The organism is Actinoplanes sp. NPDC049118, assembly GCF_040648555.1.
GTDB lineage: Bacteria > Actinomycetota > Actinomycetes > Mycobacteriales > Micromonosporaceae > Actinoplanes.
On record NZ_JBEZDY010000001.1, the window covers coordinates 245,594 to 262,402 of the forward strand.

General features: G+C 71.6%; 12 protein-coding genes. 5 read left to right on the forward strand and 7 right to left on the reverse strand.

Annotation, left to right across the window (positions count from 1 at the left end):
- Nucleotides 1-9: 9 nt before the first annotated feature.
- The 3 genes from AB0B58_RS01070 to AB0B58_RS01080 all read right to left on the reverse strand — a co-directional run bounded on the left by AB0B58_RS01070 (nt 10) and on the right by AB0B58_RS01080 (nt 3,769).
- Nucleotides 10-1,446, reverse strand: coding sequence for a SagB/ThcOx family dehydrogenase (locus AB0B58_RS01070; protein ID WP_360215369.1), 1,437 nt, complete (start codon nt 1,444-1,446; stop codon nt 10-12).
- A 16-nt stretch (nt 1,447-1,462) separates the two neighbouring features.
- Nucleotides 1,463-3,055 carry a DUF6114 domain-containing protein gene (locus AB0B58_RS01075; protein WP_360215372.1) on the reverse strand — a complete coding sequence of 531 codons (1,593 nt, stop codon included), beginning with the start codon at nt 3,053-3,055 and terminating at the stop codon, nt 1,463-1,465.
- Nucleotides 3,056-3,139: 84 nt separating this feature from the next.
- Nucleotides 3,140-3,769 (reverse strand): DUF6230 family protein, encoded by a 630-nt coding sequence (locus AB0B58_RS01080; protein WP_360215375.1) that lies wholly within the window; start codon nt 3,767-3,769, stop codon nt 3,140-3,142.
- Nucleotides 3,770-4,249: 480 nt separating this feature from the next.
- Here AB0B58_RS01080 and AB0B58_RS01085 point away from each other — a divergent pair, with 480 nt between their 5' ends.
- The 4 genes from AB0B58_RS01085 (at nt 4,250) to AB0B58_RS01100 (ending at nt 10,605) form a co-directional block, all read left to right on the forward strand.
- The gene (locus AB0B58_RS01085; protein ID WP_360215378.1) at nt 4,250-4,885 is read left to right on the forward strand and encodes a hypothetical protein; all 636 of its coding nucleotides are present in this window, start codon (nt 4,250-4,252) and stop codon (nt 4,883-4,885) included.
- 192 nt (nt 4,886-5,077) lie between these two features.
- Nucleotides 5,078-6,691, forward strand: a complete 1,614-nt coding sequence (locus AB0B58_RS01090) for an ATP-binding protein (protein WP_360215381.1) — start codon at nt 5,078-5,080, stop codon at nt 6,689-6,691.
- A gap of 1 nt (nt 6,692) precedes the next feature.
- Nucleotides 6,693-7,946, forward strand: a complete 1,254-nt coding sequence (locus AB0B58_RS01095; protein WP_360215384.1) for a HAMP domain-containing sensor histidine kinase — start codon at nt 6,693-6,695, stop codon at nt 7,944-7,946.
- A 232-nt stretch (nt 7,947-8,178) separates the two neighbouring features.
- The gene (locus AB0B58_RS01100) at nt 8,179-10,605 is read left to right on the forward strand and encodes a glycogen/starch/alpha-glucan phosphorylase (RefSeq protein WP_360215387.1); all 2,427 of its coding nucleotides are present in this window, start codon (nt 8,179-8,181) and stop codon (nt 10,603-10,605) included.
- A 54-nt stretch (nt 10,606-10,659) separates the two neighbouring features.
- On the opposite strand, the gene AB0B58_RS01105 is transcribed toward AB0B58_RS01100, so the two are convergent.
- From AB0B58_RS01105 to AB0B58_RS01115, 3 genes are all read right to left on the reverse strand, one after another.
- Entirely contained in the window at nt 10,660-11,574 is a 915-nt protein-coding gene (locus AB0B58_RS01105) for a carbohydrate ABC transporter permease (protein WP_360215390.1), read from the reverse strand.
- Nucleotides 11,571-12,512 carry a sugar ABC transporter permease gene (locus AB0B58_RS01110; protein WP_360216212.1) on the reverse strand — a complete coding sequence of 314 codons (942 nt, stop codon included), beginning with the start codon at nt 12,510-12,512 and terminating at the stop codon, nt 11,571-11,573. The genes AB0B58_RS01105 and AB0B58_RS01110 overlap by 4 nt, the downstream gene beginning before the upstream one ends.
- A 117-nt stretch (nt 12,513-12,629) precedes the next feature.
- The gene (locus AB0B58_RS01115; protein WP_360215393.1) at nt 12,630-13,991 is read right to left on the reverse strand and encodes an ABC transporter substrate-binding protein; all 1,362 of its coding nucleotides are present in this window, start codon (nt 13,989-13,991) and stop codon (nt 12,630-12,632) included.
- A gap of 296 nt (nt 13,992-14,287) precedes the next feature.
- On the opposite strand from AB0B58_RS01115, the gene AB0B58_RS01120 reads away from it, so the two are divergent.
- Nucleotides 14,288-16,114 (forward strand): sensor domain-containing diguanylate cyclase, encoded by a 1,827-nt coding sequence (locus tag AB0B58_RS01120; protein ID WP_360215396.1) that lies wholly within the window; start codon nt 14,288-14,290, stop codon nt 16,112-16,114.
- Between the two features lie 16 nt (nt 16,115-16,130).
- On the opposite strand, the gene AB0B58_RS01125 is transcribed toward AB0B58_RS01120, so the two are convergent.
- Nucleotides 16,131-16,796 (reverse strand): response regulator transcription factor, encoded by a 666-nt coding sequence (locus AB0B58_RS01125; RefSeq protein WP_360215399.1) that lies wholly within the window; start codon nt 16,794-16,796, stop codon nt 16,131-16,133.
- Between the last annotated feature and the right edge of the window lie 13 nt (nt 16,797-16,809).

Consider the following 16,809-nt stretch of genomic DNA (forward strand, 5'->3'; position numbering starts at 1 on the left):
GCCGGGTCGCTAGCCGCCGAGCCGGGGCATGACCGGGCGGACCTCGACCGGTGCACCCGGCGCGCCGCCCGCCCGCGAGGCGTACTGCGGGACGCCGACGCACGTGAAGATCAGCGTCGCGAGGTCCTCCGGCTCACCGAGCAGAGCGGGGACCTCCGAATCCAGGAACGTCATGCCCGAGGCGCTCGCGCCGAGGGCGTACGCGGCGAGATGCAGCCGGCCCTCGACCACGCCGGCCGCGAGTTGCGCGTCGCGGTAGCCGCGGTCGTCCAGCCCGGACAGTGGCGCGGCGGCGACCGCGACGTACGCCGCATCGCCGGCGAGGGACTGGTCCAGGCCGATCCGCAGCAGCTCGGCGCGCAGCGGTGCCGCCGGTGACGGCGTCGCCAGATCGGGCCACCGGTACAGGCCCGGCCGCACGTCGTCGACGCCGTGCACGGCGACCCAGTGCGGCACCGTGATGCCGCGCATCGCGGCGGCCATCGGCCACTCCAGGAGCCGCCGGGGCAGGGTGCGGGACGGGTCCATGCGCCGCTGCGAGCCGCGCCTGCGGATGACCGCGTCGATGCCGGACGACTCCGGCCATTCCGGCAGCGCGGGCGCCTCGGGCCACGGCGCGCCCAGCTCATCGCGTTCGCCCGCGCGCTGCGCCTGCGTGCACAGCGGCAGCTCCACCCGCGGCAGCTCGCCGGCGACCGCCGGGCCGGTCGCCGTGATCGCCGGATCGCCGTCTCCCAGCGACAGCAGCGCCAGCGGGTACTCGTGCACGCCGTCCGCGCCCACGAGGTCGCGGACCGCCGCGTCCGGGAACAGGGTGCGCAGCCGCGGTGCGAGTCCGGCGCTCGACGCCGCCGCCTGCAGCTGCGACAGCAGCGTGCCGGCGTCCCAGTAGAGGTGGCGCCAGCCGCGTTCGGCGTACCGCCAGCCGGTGCGCCACGGGATTCCGGTCACCACGACGGTGGTGACCTCTCCGGCGGCGGCGGGGCCGACGGTGATCAGCGCGTGGTGCTCCGGGTCGTACCAGTGCACGCCGTCGGGGATGCCCGGTACGCCGCGCGTGCTCGCGTAGAGCTCCAGCGGGAAGCGCGCCCCGGCCGAGCCGGCGGCGCGGTAGAGGATCCGGCGTCCGCCGCGCTGCGCGGTGCGCACGACGCCCGCGCCGAGGAAGAGCACCCGGCCCAGCTGGGCCGCGTCGAGCTGCCGGGCCGGGCCCGCGCCGCCGGCCAGCACGGCGGTCGCGGCGATGCCGGGCTCGGGCAGCTCGCGCGGTAGGGCCAGCCGGGGCAGGGCGTCCGGATATCCCTTGGCCGGCGGCGGCACCGTCTCCGGGTCGTTCGGCACGAGGTCGTGGCGCACCCGGGGATCGTCGACCGGCACGTCCCATTCGCGGTCCGGCGTGTACGAGGTCAGGCGGTGCAGCAGGCCGGCGCCCGTGTCGAGGTCCATCCGGCCATCCTGCCGCTCACGCCTTCTCGCGGAGCACCAGGGGGCGGCCCTTCAGCCTGTCGCAGCGTACGAACGCCAGCTTGATCTCGACGTCGGTGAACCACAGGACGGGCAGGGTCAGCGGAGGAGGCGACTCCGGCGTGAAGGTCACCGGGATGACGCCGAACAGCTTGCCCTTGAACGAGGGCGTGTAGAAACGCACGTTCCCCTCGGTCGACAGCTCCTTGCTGTCGATCTGGGTGGTCCGGCCGCCCGCCTCGGGGACCGTCAGCCTGAACGGCTTGTTCACCGCCTTGGTCATGCTGAACTTCAGGGCGGCGACGGTGCCCTCCGCCGTCGAAAGTTGCGTCACTCCGTCGTATGTGGAGTCGTACATCGTGAGCGACGCGGTCTCGAGCGTGCCGCCCTTGAGCGAGATGACCGGCACGTCGTCCGGGCCGGCCTGCTTGAACACCCGCGGGCCCAGGCAGGGCACGTCCGGCAGGCTCGGCGTCGGCGAGGGAGCCGCGGAGCCCGGTGCGGAGCCCGGCGCGGGGGAACCCGGACCCCCGGGGGTGCCGGACGGTGAGGTGGCCGGCTCCGAGGGGTCGCCGGCCGGCGGGCTCCCGGACGGGCCCGCCGACGGGCTCGGTGCGGGGCTCGCCTCGTCCTCGTCGCCGACGCCGAACAGGTCGCCGATGCCGTCGACGAACCCGTTCCACCCGTCGACGATGGGGTTGCCCGTGTTGTCGTCCGTCTCCGCCGGCGCGGGGGACGCCGGTGCGGACGTACCGGTGGCGGCGCTCGGCTTGGGGGACTCCTTCTCCGGGGACTCCTTCTCCGGGGACTCCTTCTTCTCCGGGGAATTCTTCTTCTCGGCCGTCTTCGCCGGCGACGGCCGGGTCGATTCCTTCTTCGCGGCGGCGGCCGGGCGCGACGGCAGGCCCTCGGGGCAGTCGGGCTCGGCCCGGGCCGGGGTGCGGCTGCCGGCGATCAGGACGGCCGCCGTCAGGGTGAGCGGTACAAGCGTGATGGCCAGCGCCCGGCGGTGGAAGCCGTCGGGCGGCGGTTGCGGCGGGTCCGGCTCGGGATACCGCCGGGTGCGCGGCCGGGGCACGGCCCGGTGCTGCCCCTCCGGTTCGGCGTTGAACCCCGGCACGATCATCGTGGTGCCCGGGTCGCGCCGCTCGAGCGGCTCCCCAGGCACCTGCGTAACCGGCGGCTCCCGCGGCTCCGTCGGCGCCGGGGTGGTCTGCGTCTGCGTCCGTGGCCGGCGGGGGGCCCACGCCAGCACCAGGGCGCCGCCGATGATGCCGGTCAGCATTCCGGCGAAGAAGCCGCCGAGGTTCAGGCCGATCAGCGAGTAGACCGCGGTGAGCAGCCCCAGGACGCCGTAGAAGAGGCGCTGGCCCGGGGTTACCCAGGTCAGCACGCCGCACAGGATGAGCAGCAGCGGGAGCAGGTATGACAGGAAGCCCTCGGGACCGAAGTGGACCTGCAGGTCGCCGAGGGTCAGGTTGGCGCTGAGAAACAGTTCCAATCCGGCTATGAGGAGTAGGAGACCGCCCCAGAACGGCCGGGCTCGTCGCCAGCGGCGGAAGGTGCTCCACCACGTACTTGCTGTTGCCACGTACTCCTCCAGAGAAAGTGGTGCCTGGCCCCCGGAATGATGAAGGCCCGCGGGCGGTGCACTCCCGCGGGCCTTCCGTCTACATCAGAAGCATTCCGGCGGCTTGCCGTTGCTGCCCGGCAGGTTGATCTTCATGTTCAGGCCGGTGAGCGTGAACGTGCCCGCCGTGGTCGACAGCGCGGACTGGGTGAGGCCGGTGATCGTGACCTGCTTGGCCTCCTGGCCGAAGTCGCCCCGCTTGCCGTGTGCGTCCTTGCCGCCGAGCCCGAGGGTCGAAGCGTCCTGGCCGATGTTGATGTCGGTGAACTCGGCGTCGCCGCTGAGCTCGCTGACCCCGATCAACAGGTTCGTCGCCTTCGCCGGGCTGTCCGAGTCTCGGCCGGCCCGGATGGTGAGGCTGACCGGCAGGTTCGGGACCTTGACCGACTGGCACAGGTTGTAGAGCCTCGCCGAGGCGATGCCGGAGATCGCGACCGGGATCGACCGGCCGTCGGCGGTCTCGACGGTGCCGCCGTACTGGGCGAAACCGGTGCCTTCGAGCCGGTCGGCCGAGATCTTGAACGACTGGCCGGACACGGCGAACGTGGCGGCGAACGCGCCGTTGGCCATGCCGAAGACCAGGGCACCGGCGACGGCGGTGGGTACCGCTACCGCCACGGCGAAACGGCGCCAGTTGGTGCGGCCGTCGGCCGGATCGCCTTGGGCATCCTTCACGGGTCCTCCTGTGGAAAGCGGGAGCGGCGGCGGCCGCGCCGTCATCCGGCACGCGTCGCGGGTAACGCCGGGCCGGCCGGCAGTATCCAGGCCAATCGATGCGACCGTCCTTAACGTGCGGGAAATGTTGCCCCCACCGGAGGGTCGAGACAAGGGCTTCACTACCGGCGGGTAACTCGATCGGCCGTCCGGCCGATTGCGGAGGGTGATGGCGGCTCGGACCTGCGGCAAAAGGATGCGTATCTAAGGTGTCTAATCGGACCAACTGGTGGGGCAGTGACGGTCACCACACGTGCGTGCGAACGTAAGTTACGGATCGGTAACAACTTTCAGGAAGCTCACAGGTGTCGCCTGAGTCGATCGTCCACCTCGGATTCCGGTCGGCGCCGCTTTCGCAACCGTGCGGCAACCGGACGCGACACGGCCTGCACCCCGGCGTCCGCAGGCTGTGGGCTTCCCCCGAGCAAGGAGATCGCCCACATGCGTCTGCCCCGTACCGCTGTCGCCGCCGTCCTGGCAGTCGGGATCGTCGTCCCGGCCGTCTCCGGCGCCGCGGTGGCCCTGGCCTCGCCCTCCTCCCACAGCGCCGCGACCTCCAAGGCCGGGCCCAAGCCGACCAAGACGGACCGGCCGAGCAAGCCCGGCAAGCCGGGTAAGCCGGGCAAGCCGAGCAAGCCCGCCCGGGTCCATTTCGCCGCCAACGGCAAGGTCACCGCGGTCGATGCCGAGGCCGGCACCGTGACGCTGCTGGCCAAGGCCGGCACCAAGGACGTCCGCCGGAAGACGATCACCGTGAACGTTCCCGCGGGCGCCCGGGTCGTGGTCAACGGCCGGCGCACGACCGTGGAGGGCATCGTGGCCGGCTCCCGGATCGCCGTGACCGGCACCCGGGTCGGCGCCGTCTACACCGCCGCGCGGATCAGCGCGACCCGGCCGAAGCCGGGCCCGACGACGACCCCGAGCCCCGAGGTCACGCCGAGCCCGGAGGTCACACCCAGCCCCGAGGTCACGCCGAGCACCGACGTGACGCCCAGCCCCACCGGCACGCCCAGCCCCACCGACAGCGCCGACCCCACCCCGGAGGTCAGCCCCAGCGAGGGCTCGGACGACCTGTAACAACGGGGAGCGGCCGCGATCACCCGGGCCGGCGGGCCGCCTGCGCAGGCACCGCCGGCCCGGCTCTGCGCCATCCGGCCGGCCGCGGGAATTCCGCGCTCAACGAGTGCGGGGCGCATCTTTCAAGTCGTCGTTTCCACTGCCGAAATACCTCTCGTCGGTGAGTCGGACATGAGGGATGTAGGGGGGCCGGTGGGCACAGACGAGCGGCAGCGCCTCGCGGCGCTGCACGGGTACCGCGTGCTCGACGCCCCCGCCGACGACGAGCTCGAGGCGGTCGTCCGGGTCGCCGCGATGGTCGCCGGGGTGCCCACCGCGGTGCTCAACCTGATCGATGAGAACCGCCAGTGCCAGCTCACCAGCACCGGCTTCGCGGGTGCCGACTCGCCGCGCGCCGACTCCATGTGCGCCGTCCACTTCCGCGAGGGCGGGTTCGTCTGGGTCGCGGACGCGGCCGCGGATCCGGTGTACAAGGACAACCCGTGGGTCGACGGCCGGCTCGGCAACGTCCGCTTCTACGTCTCCGCCCCGCTGGTCACGCCCGAGGGCCACGCGCTCGGCGCGCTCTGCGTCTTCGACTCCGTGCCGCGCGAGCTCGGCGACGAGCAGATCGCCCGGCTCGAGGATCTCGCCCGGGTCGTCCTCGCGCTGTTCGAGCGCCGCCGGCAGGCCCGGATCAACGGCGAGCTCGCCGCCGTCGCCGAGGCCCGCAAGCAGTTCACCGACGCCGTCCTGGAGACCGTCGACGTGGCGATCATCGCCGCCGATCCCGCCGGGCGCCCGACGCTGTTCAACCGGGCCGGCCGGGACCTGCACGGCCGCGACGCCGATCCGTCCGTCGCGCCGGACGACTTCGCGGCGGCCTACGGGCTCTTCCGCACCGACGGCGTGACGCCGTTGACCGGCGACGAGGTGCCGCTGCTCCGGGCCCTGCACCACGGCGCCGTCAGCGGCGCGGAGCTGATCATCCGGCCGCCCGGCGGCCCGGACCGGCACGTGGTCTCCGGCGGCCGGTCGCTTACCGATTCCGAGGGCACCGTCGTCGGCGCCGTCGTGGCGATGGCCGACGTCACCGACGACCGCGCCCGGCGGCGCTCCCTCGAGCTCGCCCACGCCGAGCTGCTGCGCTCCAACGGCGAGCTGGAGCAGTTCGCCGCCGTGGTCAGCCACGATCTTGCCTCGCCGCTGGGCGTCGTCGGCGGGTACCTGGACCTGCTCGCCGACTACTACGCCGAGGTGCTCGACGAGCGGGCCGGCGGGTGGATCGACGGCGCGGCCAGGGCGGTCGGCCGCATGCAGGGCCTGATCGACGCCCTGCTGACGTACGCCCGGGTGGGCGGCGAGCCGCGGGAGCACGCGAACGCCGAGCTCGGTGCGGCCGTCGACCAGGCGCTGCTGGACCTCGGCGACCGGGTCCGGGAGAGCGGCGCCACGATCGGGATCAGCTCGCCGCAGGTCGCCCTGGCGTGCGATCCGACCCTGCTGCGCCAGCTGCTGCAGAACCTCATCGGCAACGGGATCAAGTACCGCGACCCGGCCCGGCCGTGCCGCATCGAGGTCGCGGCCGAGCGCCGCGAGGGCGACTGGCTCGTGACCGTGACGGACAACGGCATCGGCATCCCAGCGGACCAGCGCCGCCGCGTCTTCGAGATGTTCGCCCGGGTCGGCCCGCGCAGCCATGCCGGGCACGGCATCGGCCTGTCCACCTGCCAGCGCATCGTCGAACGCCACGGCGGCCGGATCTGGGCCGGCGCCGCGCCCGGCGGCGTGGGCACCACCATCTCCTTCACCCTCCCGGGCGCCTGACATGTTCGAGATGCTGACCCGCCTGTCCGCCGTGCTCGGCCGCGGGCCCGAACCGCGGGCGGAGACCGCGCCGGCGCCCGCCGCCGGCGAGGTCCGGGTCGCGGGAGCCGACCTGCGCCAGGCGGTCGCCGCCGCGCTGCGTGACAACGCGGACCCGGTCGAGACCGCCCGTAGGGTGGCCGCGCTGATCGGGGAGGCGCTGGGCGCCGACGCCGTGCACGGCATGGTCCCGGCCGACTCCGGCGACCTCGACGGCATCAGCGTCCGCTGGCCCGCGACCGCGCCGTCGCTGTCCGCGCGGACCGTCCACGACATCCTCGCCGGCGAGTCCGGCACACCGCGGGAGGTCCCGCACATGCGGGGCGCCCTGGCCGTGCCCGTCGGTGGCGACGCCGGCTCATCGCCCGGGCTGATCTACGTCCTGCGCCACGACCGCCCGGAGTGGACCGCCGACGAGCGGCGCCTGCTGGCGAAGGTGGCCCGCGAGATCGACCACGCCGTCGGCCGGCAGCGCCTGCACCGCCGTCAGTCCCGGCTGATCCGCGAGCTGAGGGCGCTCGACGAGCGCAAGGGCGCCTTCGTGGCGACCGTGACGCACGAACTGCGCACGCCGCTGACGAGCATCCTCGGCTACGCGGAGATGCTCGCCGACGGCGACGCGGGCGAGCTGTCACCGGTGCAGCGCCGTGGCGTCGGCGCGATCCTGCGCAACGCCCGCCGACTGCACGACACGGTGGCGGACCTGCTGCTGCTGGACCGCGCGAACGGCCCGGTCGGCGCCCCCGCCGTCCGCGTCGACCTGTACGCGGTCATCGCGGCACTGCACGCGGAGTTCGAACCGCTCGCCCGCGGCCGCGGGACGGCGCTGACGGGCGAGGCCGAACAGGTCTGGGTCGACGCCGACGCCCGGCAACTGGAGCGGGCGCTGCGCAACCTGCTGGACAACGCGGTGAAGTTCACCGATCGCGGCGAGGTCCGTTACCGGCTGCGCGCCGAGGGCGCCAGCGCGGTGCTGACGGTGGCCGACACAGGCATCGGCATCCCGGAGGGCGACCTGGCCGGGCTCTTCACGCCGTTCCACCGGGCCGCGAACGCGATGGACCAGGCGGTGCAGGGCTCGGGCCTGGGGCTGGCGATCGTCCGCGGCATCGTGACCGAACACGGCGGGACGGTGACCGTCTCGTCCCGGCTGGGGCACGGCAGCACGTTCACCGTCACGCTGCCCCTCGCCGCCACGCCCCGCCCGGCGGCCTGACCGCCCGGAGCTCCGCGCCGGCCCCATCGTTCCCCGGCGCAACAGCGTCACCTCCAGCCCCGCCCGGGCACCGATTCCACTCCGGACGACAGGCACACCGGGCCCCGGGGCGGAACCCGGGCGAACGCCTCGTTCGGCGCCGCCGAGCGAGGCGTTTACGATCACCGTCGGCGTTCCCCGTGAGACCGTCGAGGAATGGCCAACCGCCACCGCCCGGGAGGGAACAACTGCCGTGACCTACGCAACGACGCACTCCGGCACGACGCCCGGAGACTTCGGGCGTGAGCTGCTCAGCAACCTCTACTACCAGCGCGGTACGACGCTGGAGTCGGCCAGCGCGCAGGACGCGTACCACTCGCTGGCGCTGACCGTCCGGAACCGGCTCGTCGACCGGTACATCCGGACGGCGGCCGCGCACTACCAGGCGAACCCGAGGTTCATCTACTACCTGTCCGCCGAGTACATGCTCGGCCGGCAGCTCGACCAGAACCTGCTCTACTCCGGTACCCGGGAGTGCGCCGGCAGCGCGCTCGCCGCCCTCGGCCTGTCGAGCGAGGAGCTGGACGCCCTCGACGTCGAGCCGGGCCTCGGCAACGGCGGCCTGGGCCGGCTCGCCGCCTGCCTGCTGGACGCCATGGCGACGCAGGACATCCCGGCTGTCGGCTACGGCATCCGGTACGACTACGGCATCTTCAAGCAGGAGTTCCAGGGCGGCGCACAGGTCGAGCACCCGGACGACTGGACCTTCTACGGCAACCCGTGGGAGTTCCACGCCTCCGACGACCAGCAGACCGTCGGCTTCTACGGCCACACCGAGGCGCTCGACGGGGTACGCCGCAGATGGGTGCCCGGCGAGATCGTCCTGGGCGAGCCGAGCCACATGCTGGTGCCCGGGTACGGGACCAGCACGGTCAACATCATCCGGCTGTGGAAGGCCCGGGCCAGTCCACAGTCCTTCAACCTGTCCCACTTCGGCGCCGGCCAGTACGGCGAGGCGGTCGAGGAGATCGTCCGCTGCGAGAACATCAGCAAGGTCCTGTACCCGGACGACAGCACCGAGCTCGGCCGCGAGCTGCGCCTCAAGCAGCAGCACTTCCTGGTCACCTGCGCGCTGCGCGACATCGTGCGGCGTTTCCGGCTCTGCAACAGCGACTGGGACGCCTTCGCCGACAAGGTCGTGATCCAGCTCAACGACACCCATCCGGTCATGGCGATCGCCGAGCTGATGCGGATGCTGGTCGACGAGGAGGGCCTGGACTGGGACCGGGCCTGGTCGATCACCCGGCGCACGTTCGCGTACACCTGCCACACGCTGCTGCCCGAGGCGCTGGAGACCTGGCCGGTGGCGCTGGTGCGGCGGCTGCTGCCGCGGCACCTGGAGATCATCTTCTTGATCAACCACCACTTCCTGCAGGAGGTCGCGGACCGTTATCCCGGTGACGACGCCAAGCTGCGCGAGCTCTCGATCATCGCGGAGGGCGCGGAACAGCGGATCCGGATGGCGCACCTGGCCGTGGTCGGCAGTTCGGCGGTCAACGGCGTCGCGGAGCTGCACTCGCGGCTGCTCGCCGCCACGACCCTGCACGGGTTCGCCAACCTGTGGCCGGGCCGCTTCCACAACGTCACCAACGGCGTCTCGCCGCGCCGGTTCGTCCGGCTCGCCAATCCGCGGCTCGCCGAGCTGATCACCGAGCGGCTGGGCGACGACCACTGGTTGACGGACCTGGACCGGCTGAGCCGCCTGGAGCCGGCCGCCGGCGATCCGGAGTTCCGGCGGCGGTGGCGCGAGGTCAAGCGGCTCAACCGGCTGGACCTGGCCGAGCACGCCCGGGCCGCGACCGCTGTCGTCCTCGATCCGGACGCGCTCTGCGATGTGATGATCAAGCGGTTCCACGAGTACAAGCGACAGTTGCTGCGGGTGCTGCACGTGGTGACGCTCTACCACCGGATCAGGCGGGGCGAGGTCGCGGACGTGGTGCCCCGCACGATCGTCTTCGGCGGCAAGGCGGCACCCGGCTACTACGTGGCCAAGCGGATCATGAGGCTGGCGAACTGGGTCGCCGACATGGTCAACGCGGATCCGGCCGTCTCGCCGTACCTGAAGATGGTCTTCCTGCCGGACTACAACGTGTCCCGGGCGCAGCTGATCATCCCGGCCGCGGACCTGTCCGAGCAGATCTCCCTCGCCGGCAAGGAGGCCTCGGGCACCAGCAACATGAAGCTCGCACTCAACGGCGCGCTGACCATCGGCACGCTGGACGGCGCGAACGTCGAGATCCGCGACCGGGTCGGCCCGGAGAACTTCTTCCTCTTCGGCCTGGACACCGCCGAGGTGGCCGCCCTCCGCGGGCGGGGCTACCGGCCGCGGGAGTACTACGAGCGCGACGCGGAGCTGCGCGAGGTGGTGGACACCGTCGCCGGGTGGGACCGGGAGCTCGCCGACGACCTGGTGCACCGCGACGAGTACCTGACGCTGGCCGACTTCCGGGCCTATGTGGACTGCCAGGATCGGGTGGCCCGGGCCTGGCGCGACCCGGAGGACTGGGCCCGCATGTCCATCCTGAACACCGCGCGCAGCGGCTTCTTCTCCGCCGACCGCACCGTGCGCGACTACTGCCGCGACATCTGGCACGTGACGCCGGTGCGCGTGCCGCGCTGACACGGCGACGGGCCCGCGACCGCCGTTGCGGTCACGGGCCCCCAGCCGTGACGGTCAGCCCTTGACGCTGCCCGCGAGCAGGCCGCGGACGAAGTAGCGCTGCAGCAGCACGAAGATCGTTACCGGCACGATGATCGAGACGAAGGCGCCCGCGGACAGCAGGTGCCACGCCGTGTCGCGCGTGCCGCTGAGGTTGGCCAGCGCGACGGTGATCGGGGCGACGGCGTCGCCGCCGCCGGCGAAGGTGAGCGCGACCAGCAGGTCGTTCCACACCCAGAGGAACTGGAAGATGCCGAACGCCGCCAGGGCCGGCCGCATCAGCGGCAACAGCACCCGGAAGAAGATCGACACGTGCCCGGCGCCGTCCACCCGGGCCGCCTCGAGCAGACCGGCCGGTATCTCCTTCATGAAGTTGTGCAGCAGGTAGATCGCCAGCGGCAGGCCGAAGATCGAGTGCGACAGCCAGATCGTCCAGAAGGTGTTCGCCAGGCCCGCGTCCACGTAGAGCGTGAGCAGCGGGATCAGGGTGACCTGCAGCGGCACGATCTGCAGGGCGAAGATCGCCAGGAACAGGATGTTGCGGCCCGGGAACCTGATCCAGGCGAACGCGTACGCGGCCAGGCAGGCGAGGCTCATCGGGATGATCACGGAGGGGATCGTGATCACCAGGGAGTTCACGAAGAACGCGCCGAGGCCGGCGCCGTCCTGCGAGTCCAGCACGGCCTTGTAGTTGTCCATCGTGACCACCGGGTCGGTGAAGAACGTCCACCAGCCCGTCGTCTTGATGGCCCGCTCGGGGCGGAACGACGACACCAGCAGCCCGAACGTCGGCACCGTCCAGAGCACTGCGATGACGATCGCCGCGAGCGAGGCCCAGGGGGAGGTGAGCTTCCTCTTGGCGATGGCCGCGGCGGTGGGCTTCTCGGCCTCGAGCGCGAGTGAGGCACTCGGCGGGGCGGCGGTGGTCATAGCGACTCCGATTGGCGGATGTGCCGGATGTTGTAGGCGACGATCGGGATCACCAGCACGAAGAGCAGCACCGCGAGCGCCGAGCCGAGTCCCTGGTTGTCGCTGCGGAAGCTCTGGCTGTAGAACTCGTTCGCGATGACGCTGGTGTCGTACTGGCCGCCGGTCATCGTGCGCACGATGTCGAAGACCTTCAGCGTGCCGATGCCGATGGTGGTCAGCACGACGACAACGGCCGGGCGGATGGCCGGCAGGGTGACGAACCGGAACATGCCCCACGGGCCGACGCCGTCGAGGCGGGCGGCCTCGATGATGTCCTCCGGGATCGCCTTGATGGCCGCCGACAGCACGGTCATCGCGAAGCCGGCCTGGATCCAGATCATGACCACGATCAGCAGGAGCGTGTTCACCGGCCAGTCGATCAACCACGTCTGCGGGGTGCCACCCAGCCAGACCACGATCTGGTTCAGCAGGCCGATCTGCTTCACGTTGGCCTGGTCGGGGCGGTACGCGTACACGAACTTCCAGATGATCGAGGCGCCGACGAACGAGATCGCCATCGGCATGAAGATCAGTGCCTTGGCGAACGACTCCATCCGGGCCTTGTCGACCAGGATGGCGTAGAGCAGGCCGATCGCGGTGGCCACGAACGGCGTCAGCAGGACCCACACCGCGGTGTTGGTCAGCACCGTCAGCTGGTCCTTGTCCGTGAAGATCGTCTTGTAGTTGTCCAGGCCGACGAACAGGTCGCCCGCGGCGTCGAAGAAGGACTCGTAGATGGTGCGGATGCCGGGATAGACGAGCCCGACGAGCAGCATCAGCAGCGTCGGGGCGAGATAGGAATAGGCGACGATCCGGTCACCGCGGCGGCCGCCGAAGCGGCCCGCGATGAACAGGATGATGCCCACAACCGCGGCGAAGAGAAGGATCGCAGCGAACATCTGCGTGAACTTCTCGGCGGTGTTGTCGGCGGTGTCGAACACTCGACCCGTACCTCCTCAGGAGAGCGGTGAGGGCCGGCCGCCATACGGCGACCGGCCCCGAGGTGAAGACTCAGATCACTTGGGCCAAGCCTTCTCGATGTTGTCCACCGTGGTCTTGGTGTCCTGACCGGTGATCCAGCTCGTCGCCTGCTTCCAGTACGCGTTCGAGCCGACGGCCGCCGGCATCTGGTCCGAGCCGTCGAAACGGAACGTGGTCTTCGGGTCCAGCAGGATCACCGCGGCGAGCTTGTCGATCGGGTTGCTCAGGTTCGCCGGGTCGAGACCCTTGTTGGCGCTGACCCAGCCCTGCGACGCCTTTGCCTTGATGTTGGCCCAGACCGCCGTGGACAGGTAGGTCTGGAAGGCCTTGACCTCCGGCCGGTCCGCGAACGCCAGGTTGAACTCGCCACCGCCGAGAACCGGCTTGGACGTGGCGTCCTTGCCCGGCAGGTAGAACGCGAAGACGTCGCCGTCCTCGGCCACCTTGGTGTCCGGCGGGAAGTTCGCCGCGTAGAAGCTCGCCTGGCGGTGCAGCGAGCAGGTGCCCTCGAGGATCGGCAGCCCGCCGTCCTGGAACGTGGTCGTGGCGATGCTCTTGACGGGGCCGAGGCCGCCGTTGACGTACGCCTCGTTCTTCAGGTAGCCGCCGACCGCGTCCAGCGCCGCCGTCGACTCGGGGCCGTTGAACGGGATCTCGTGCTTCACCCACTTGTCGTAGGTCTCCGGCCCGTAGAGCCGGAGCATCATGTCCTCCTGCCAGTCGGTGATCGGCCAGCCGGTGGCCTCACCGCTGGCGATGCCCGCGCACCACGGCTTCTTCTTGTCCGCGACCATCTTGTCGGTCAGGGCCTTGAGCTCGTCGAGCGTCGTGGGCACCGTGTAGCCGGAGTCCTTGAACTCCTGCGGCGAGTACCACACCAGGGACTTGACGCTGGCGCCCGACGGCGCGCCGTAGAACTTGCCGTCGACGGTCGCGTACGCCTTCCAGTCCTTGCCCCAGAACTTGTCGACGTTGGCCGACACCTCGGCCGGCGCCTCGACGGCCTTGCCGGTGGCCACGAGCTGCTGGAGCATGCCCGGCTGCGGCACGATGGCGATGTCCGGCGGGTTGCCCGCCTTGGCGCGTACCAGGATCTGGGTCTCGAAGGACTTGTCGCCCTCGTACTTGATGGTCACACCGGTGCAGTCCTCGAAAGGCTTGTACGAGTCCTTGTACGCCTTGTCCTCAGGCGTGACGATGCTCGCGAAGACCGAGACGGTCTTGCCTTTCAGGTCTCCGAACGAGCTGAACTGCGCGCAGTCGATCGACGGCGTGGCCGTGTTGGAATCGTCGTCCGAGTCACCGCCGCCGCACGCGGCGAGACCGAGCACGAGGCCGGCGCCCAGCGTGCCCGCGAGCGCGCTGGTGAAGCGCGGACTCTTGGTTTGACCGAACATCCTTCTCCCTATGTCACATCACGCCGGGGCGTGACAACAACGTCACCGTCTCCGGTTCCCCCGCGTGTCAGTCAAGAGGTGGAAGCGGTGTTTCGCAATGTTTCCGATTGATCAAGCGAGTAACGATTCGGCACGGGGACAGCGAAGAGCTTAAACGTTTAAGAGAATTTACCTTAAGTCGGTGTCCATAGGTGATCCTCGGACGCCCCTGGCCGGCACCCCTTCGGCAACGTTGACGCGGTGTATTGGTGTCGTGCGGCGTGTCGGCCGTGATGCCCGCGCCCCGAGGAGTCCCGATGCAGCCCGCCCGGCCCCCCTCGCTCCTGCGTACGGCCGCCTCCGACGCGTGGGTCCTCGCGATCGCGGGGGTGGCCGTCGCGGCGATCCTCTGGCTGCTCTACGGCCCGGCCGACATCGCCGTGGACGTCGTCGTCCGCTCGTTCGCGGGCGTGTTCCTCAACCTGGTGCTGGTGGCGTCCGCGGTCCGCCTGGCCCGCCGCCCCGGCCGGGCCCGCGCGATCCGTCGCTTCTGGCGCTCGCTGACCGTGATGGGCGTCCTGCTGCTGACCGGCAACGCCGGCCGGCTCGTCATCACCCTGCGGGACCCGGACTCCGGCGCCGTGCCGACCGGACGCTTCCAGGCCGCCTGCGTCCTGGTGGGCATCGCGATCCTGGTGGTCACCGCGCTCGCCCACCCGCACCCGAGGTCCACCCGCCAGGCACACGTGCGGTACTGGCTGGACGCGAGCGCCGTGATGACGGCCTCGGCGGTGGTCATCTGGTTCATGGTCGACCGCTCGGCCGCGCTCGGCGCCGGTTCCCGGGGAACGGTGCCGGCGACCGCGATCGCGCTGGCCGTCGCGTTCGGCGTCACCCGGCTCACGGTCAGCGGGCACAACCCGATGAACGCGGTCGCGGCCGCGCCGGTGATCGCCGCGGCGCTGCTGGAGTGCTTCAGCTACGCGGTCGTGCGCGCCACCGCCGGGCCCGAGGTGCAACTGGCCCTCCAGGTGGCGTCCGTCGCGCTGGTCAGCGTCGGGCCGCGGGTGCAGGAGCTGGCCGACCGGCTCGCGGCCGGCCGTCCGGCCCCGCCCCGGCGATCGTGGAGCACGCTTCCGTACGCCATGCTCGGCGCCGTACTCGTGATCCTCCCGGCGTCGCTGCCGGGGCGCCTGGGCGGGACGGCGCTGGTGACCTTCGGCGGCCTGTTCGTCATCACCGGGCTGGTCGTGGTGCGCCAGTGGGTCGCCTTCCGCGAGAACTCCGCGCTGGTGCAGACGCTCAGCCGCCAGGAGGAGCGGGTACGCCTGATGCTCGAGTACTCCACCGACATCACCACGCTGATCGACACGACCGGTGCCATGGCCTACCTGACCCCGGGCAGCCGGGCGCTGGGTTACGAGCCCGCGGAGCTGATCGGCGTGCGGGTCGTGACCATGATCCACCCCGAGGACCTGCCGGGCCTGCTGCCCGACCTGCAGCGCCTGATGGCCACGCCGGGATCGAACTTCACCTACCAGGCGCGCTACCAGCACGCGGACGGCTCGTGGCGCTGGCTCGAGGTCACCAGCCGCAACCTGTTCCACATGCCCAGCGTCGGTGCGGTGGTCAGCAATGCGCGTGACGTCACCGAGTCCCGCGAGCTGCAGGACCGGCTGCGCCACCAGGCCACCCACGACGCGCTGACCGGGCTCGCCAACCGGGTGCTCTTCGGCGAGCGCCTGGCCGCCGAGGTCGGCGCCGGCGTCGCCCTGCTCCACGTCGACCTGGACGGCTTCAAGCCGATCAACGACACGTACGGTCACCACGCCGGCGACGTCGTCCTGGTGCGGGTCGCCGAGCGGCTGCGCGCGGTCCTGCCGGCGGAGGCGGTGCCGGCCCGGCTGGGCGGCGACGAGTTCGCGGTCCTGCTGCCCGGCGTCGGCAGGCCCGCCGCCGAACTGGTCGCGGACCGGTTCCGGGCGGCCCTGGCCCAGCCGATCGAGGTGGACGGGCGCAGCCTGCGCATCTCCGCCAGCGTCGGCGTGGTCGCCGGCGCCGGCGTCGACCCGGATGCGCTGCTGCGCGAGGCCGACGAGGCGATGTACCGCGTCAAGAACACCGCCCGCGAGAACGCGGCCTGAGCCGCCCGGATCCCGATCACGGCAGGGCGGCGCGCAGCGCGTAGCCGAACCCGCGGTGGGTGACGATCAGCGGCGCGCCGAACCGGTCCAGCCCGTCACGCAGCGAACCGACCACGGCATCGGCGTCGGCCGCGCCGGTCGCCGCCTCGATCTGCGCCCGCGACAGCACCCGGCCGGGGTTCTGCAGCAGGTACCGCAGCACCTCGAGCTCGGCACGGGGTAGCGGAACCGGCTCGCCCGAGCGCCGGACCTCGTGGGTGTCCTGGTCCAGCTCCACGTCCGCGTACCGCAGGACCCGGACGCCCGCGGGCGCGCCGCGGCTCAACAGCACCCGGACCTGGGCCAGCAGCACCTCGACGTCGAACGGCTTGGTGATCCAGTCGTCGCAGCCGTACGCGATCCCGGCGACCAGGTCGTCGCTGACGTCGCGGGAGGCGAGGAAGACGATGCCGGCGCCGGAACCGCCCGCGCGCAACCGCCGGCGCACGTCCATGCCGTCGCCGTCGGGCAGCACCGCGTCGAGCAGCACCAGGTCGGGATGGCGCTCGGAGGCCTTCTCCACCGCCTGCTCGGCGGTGCCCGCGGTGTCCACCGCGAAGCCGTGCAGGGTGAGCACCGACGCCAGCATGTCGACGACGATGGGCTGGTCGTCGACGACCAGAATGCGGGCATTGTCGGTCATGTCGCCCCCGTGC

Excerpts from the sequence above, each read along its gene's own strand:
- AB0B58_RS01070 (WP_360215369.1), bottom strand. The coding sequence starts at position 1,446 with ATGGACCTCGACACGGGCGCCGGCCTGCTGCACCGCCTGACCTCGTAC.
- AB0B58_RS01085 (WP_360215378.1), top strand. The coding sequence starts at position 4,250 with ATGCGTCTGCCCCGTACCGCTGTCGCCGCCGTCCTGGCAGTCGGGATC.
- AB0B58_RS01110 (WP_360216212.1), bottom strand. The coding sequence starts at position 12,512 with ATGTTCGCTGCGATCCTTCTCTTCGCCGCGGTTGTGGGCATCATCCTG.
- AB0B58_RS01105 (WP_360215390.1), bottom strand. The coding sequence starts at position 11,574 with ATGACCACCGCCGCCCCGCCGAGTGCCTCACTCGCGCTCGAGGCCGAG.
- AB0B58_RS01125 (WP_360215399.1), bottom strand. The coding sequence starts at position 16,796 with ATGACCGACAATGCCCGCATTCTGGTCGTCGACGACCAGCCCATCGTC.
- AB0B58_RS01095 (WP_360215384.1), top strand. The coding sequence starts at position 6,693 with ATGTTCGAGATGCTGACCCGCCTGTCCGCCGTGCTCGGCCGCGGGCCC.
- AB0B58_RS01115 (WP_360215393.1), bottom strand. The coding sequence starts at position 13,991 with ATGTTCGGTCAAACCAAGAGTCCGCGCTTCACCAGCGCGCTCGCGGGC.
- AB0B58_RS01120 (WP_360215396.1), top strand. The coding sequence starts at position 14,288 with ATGCAGCCCGCCCGGCCCCCCTCGCTCCTGCGTACGGCCGCCTCCGAC.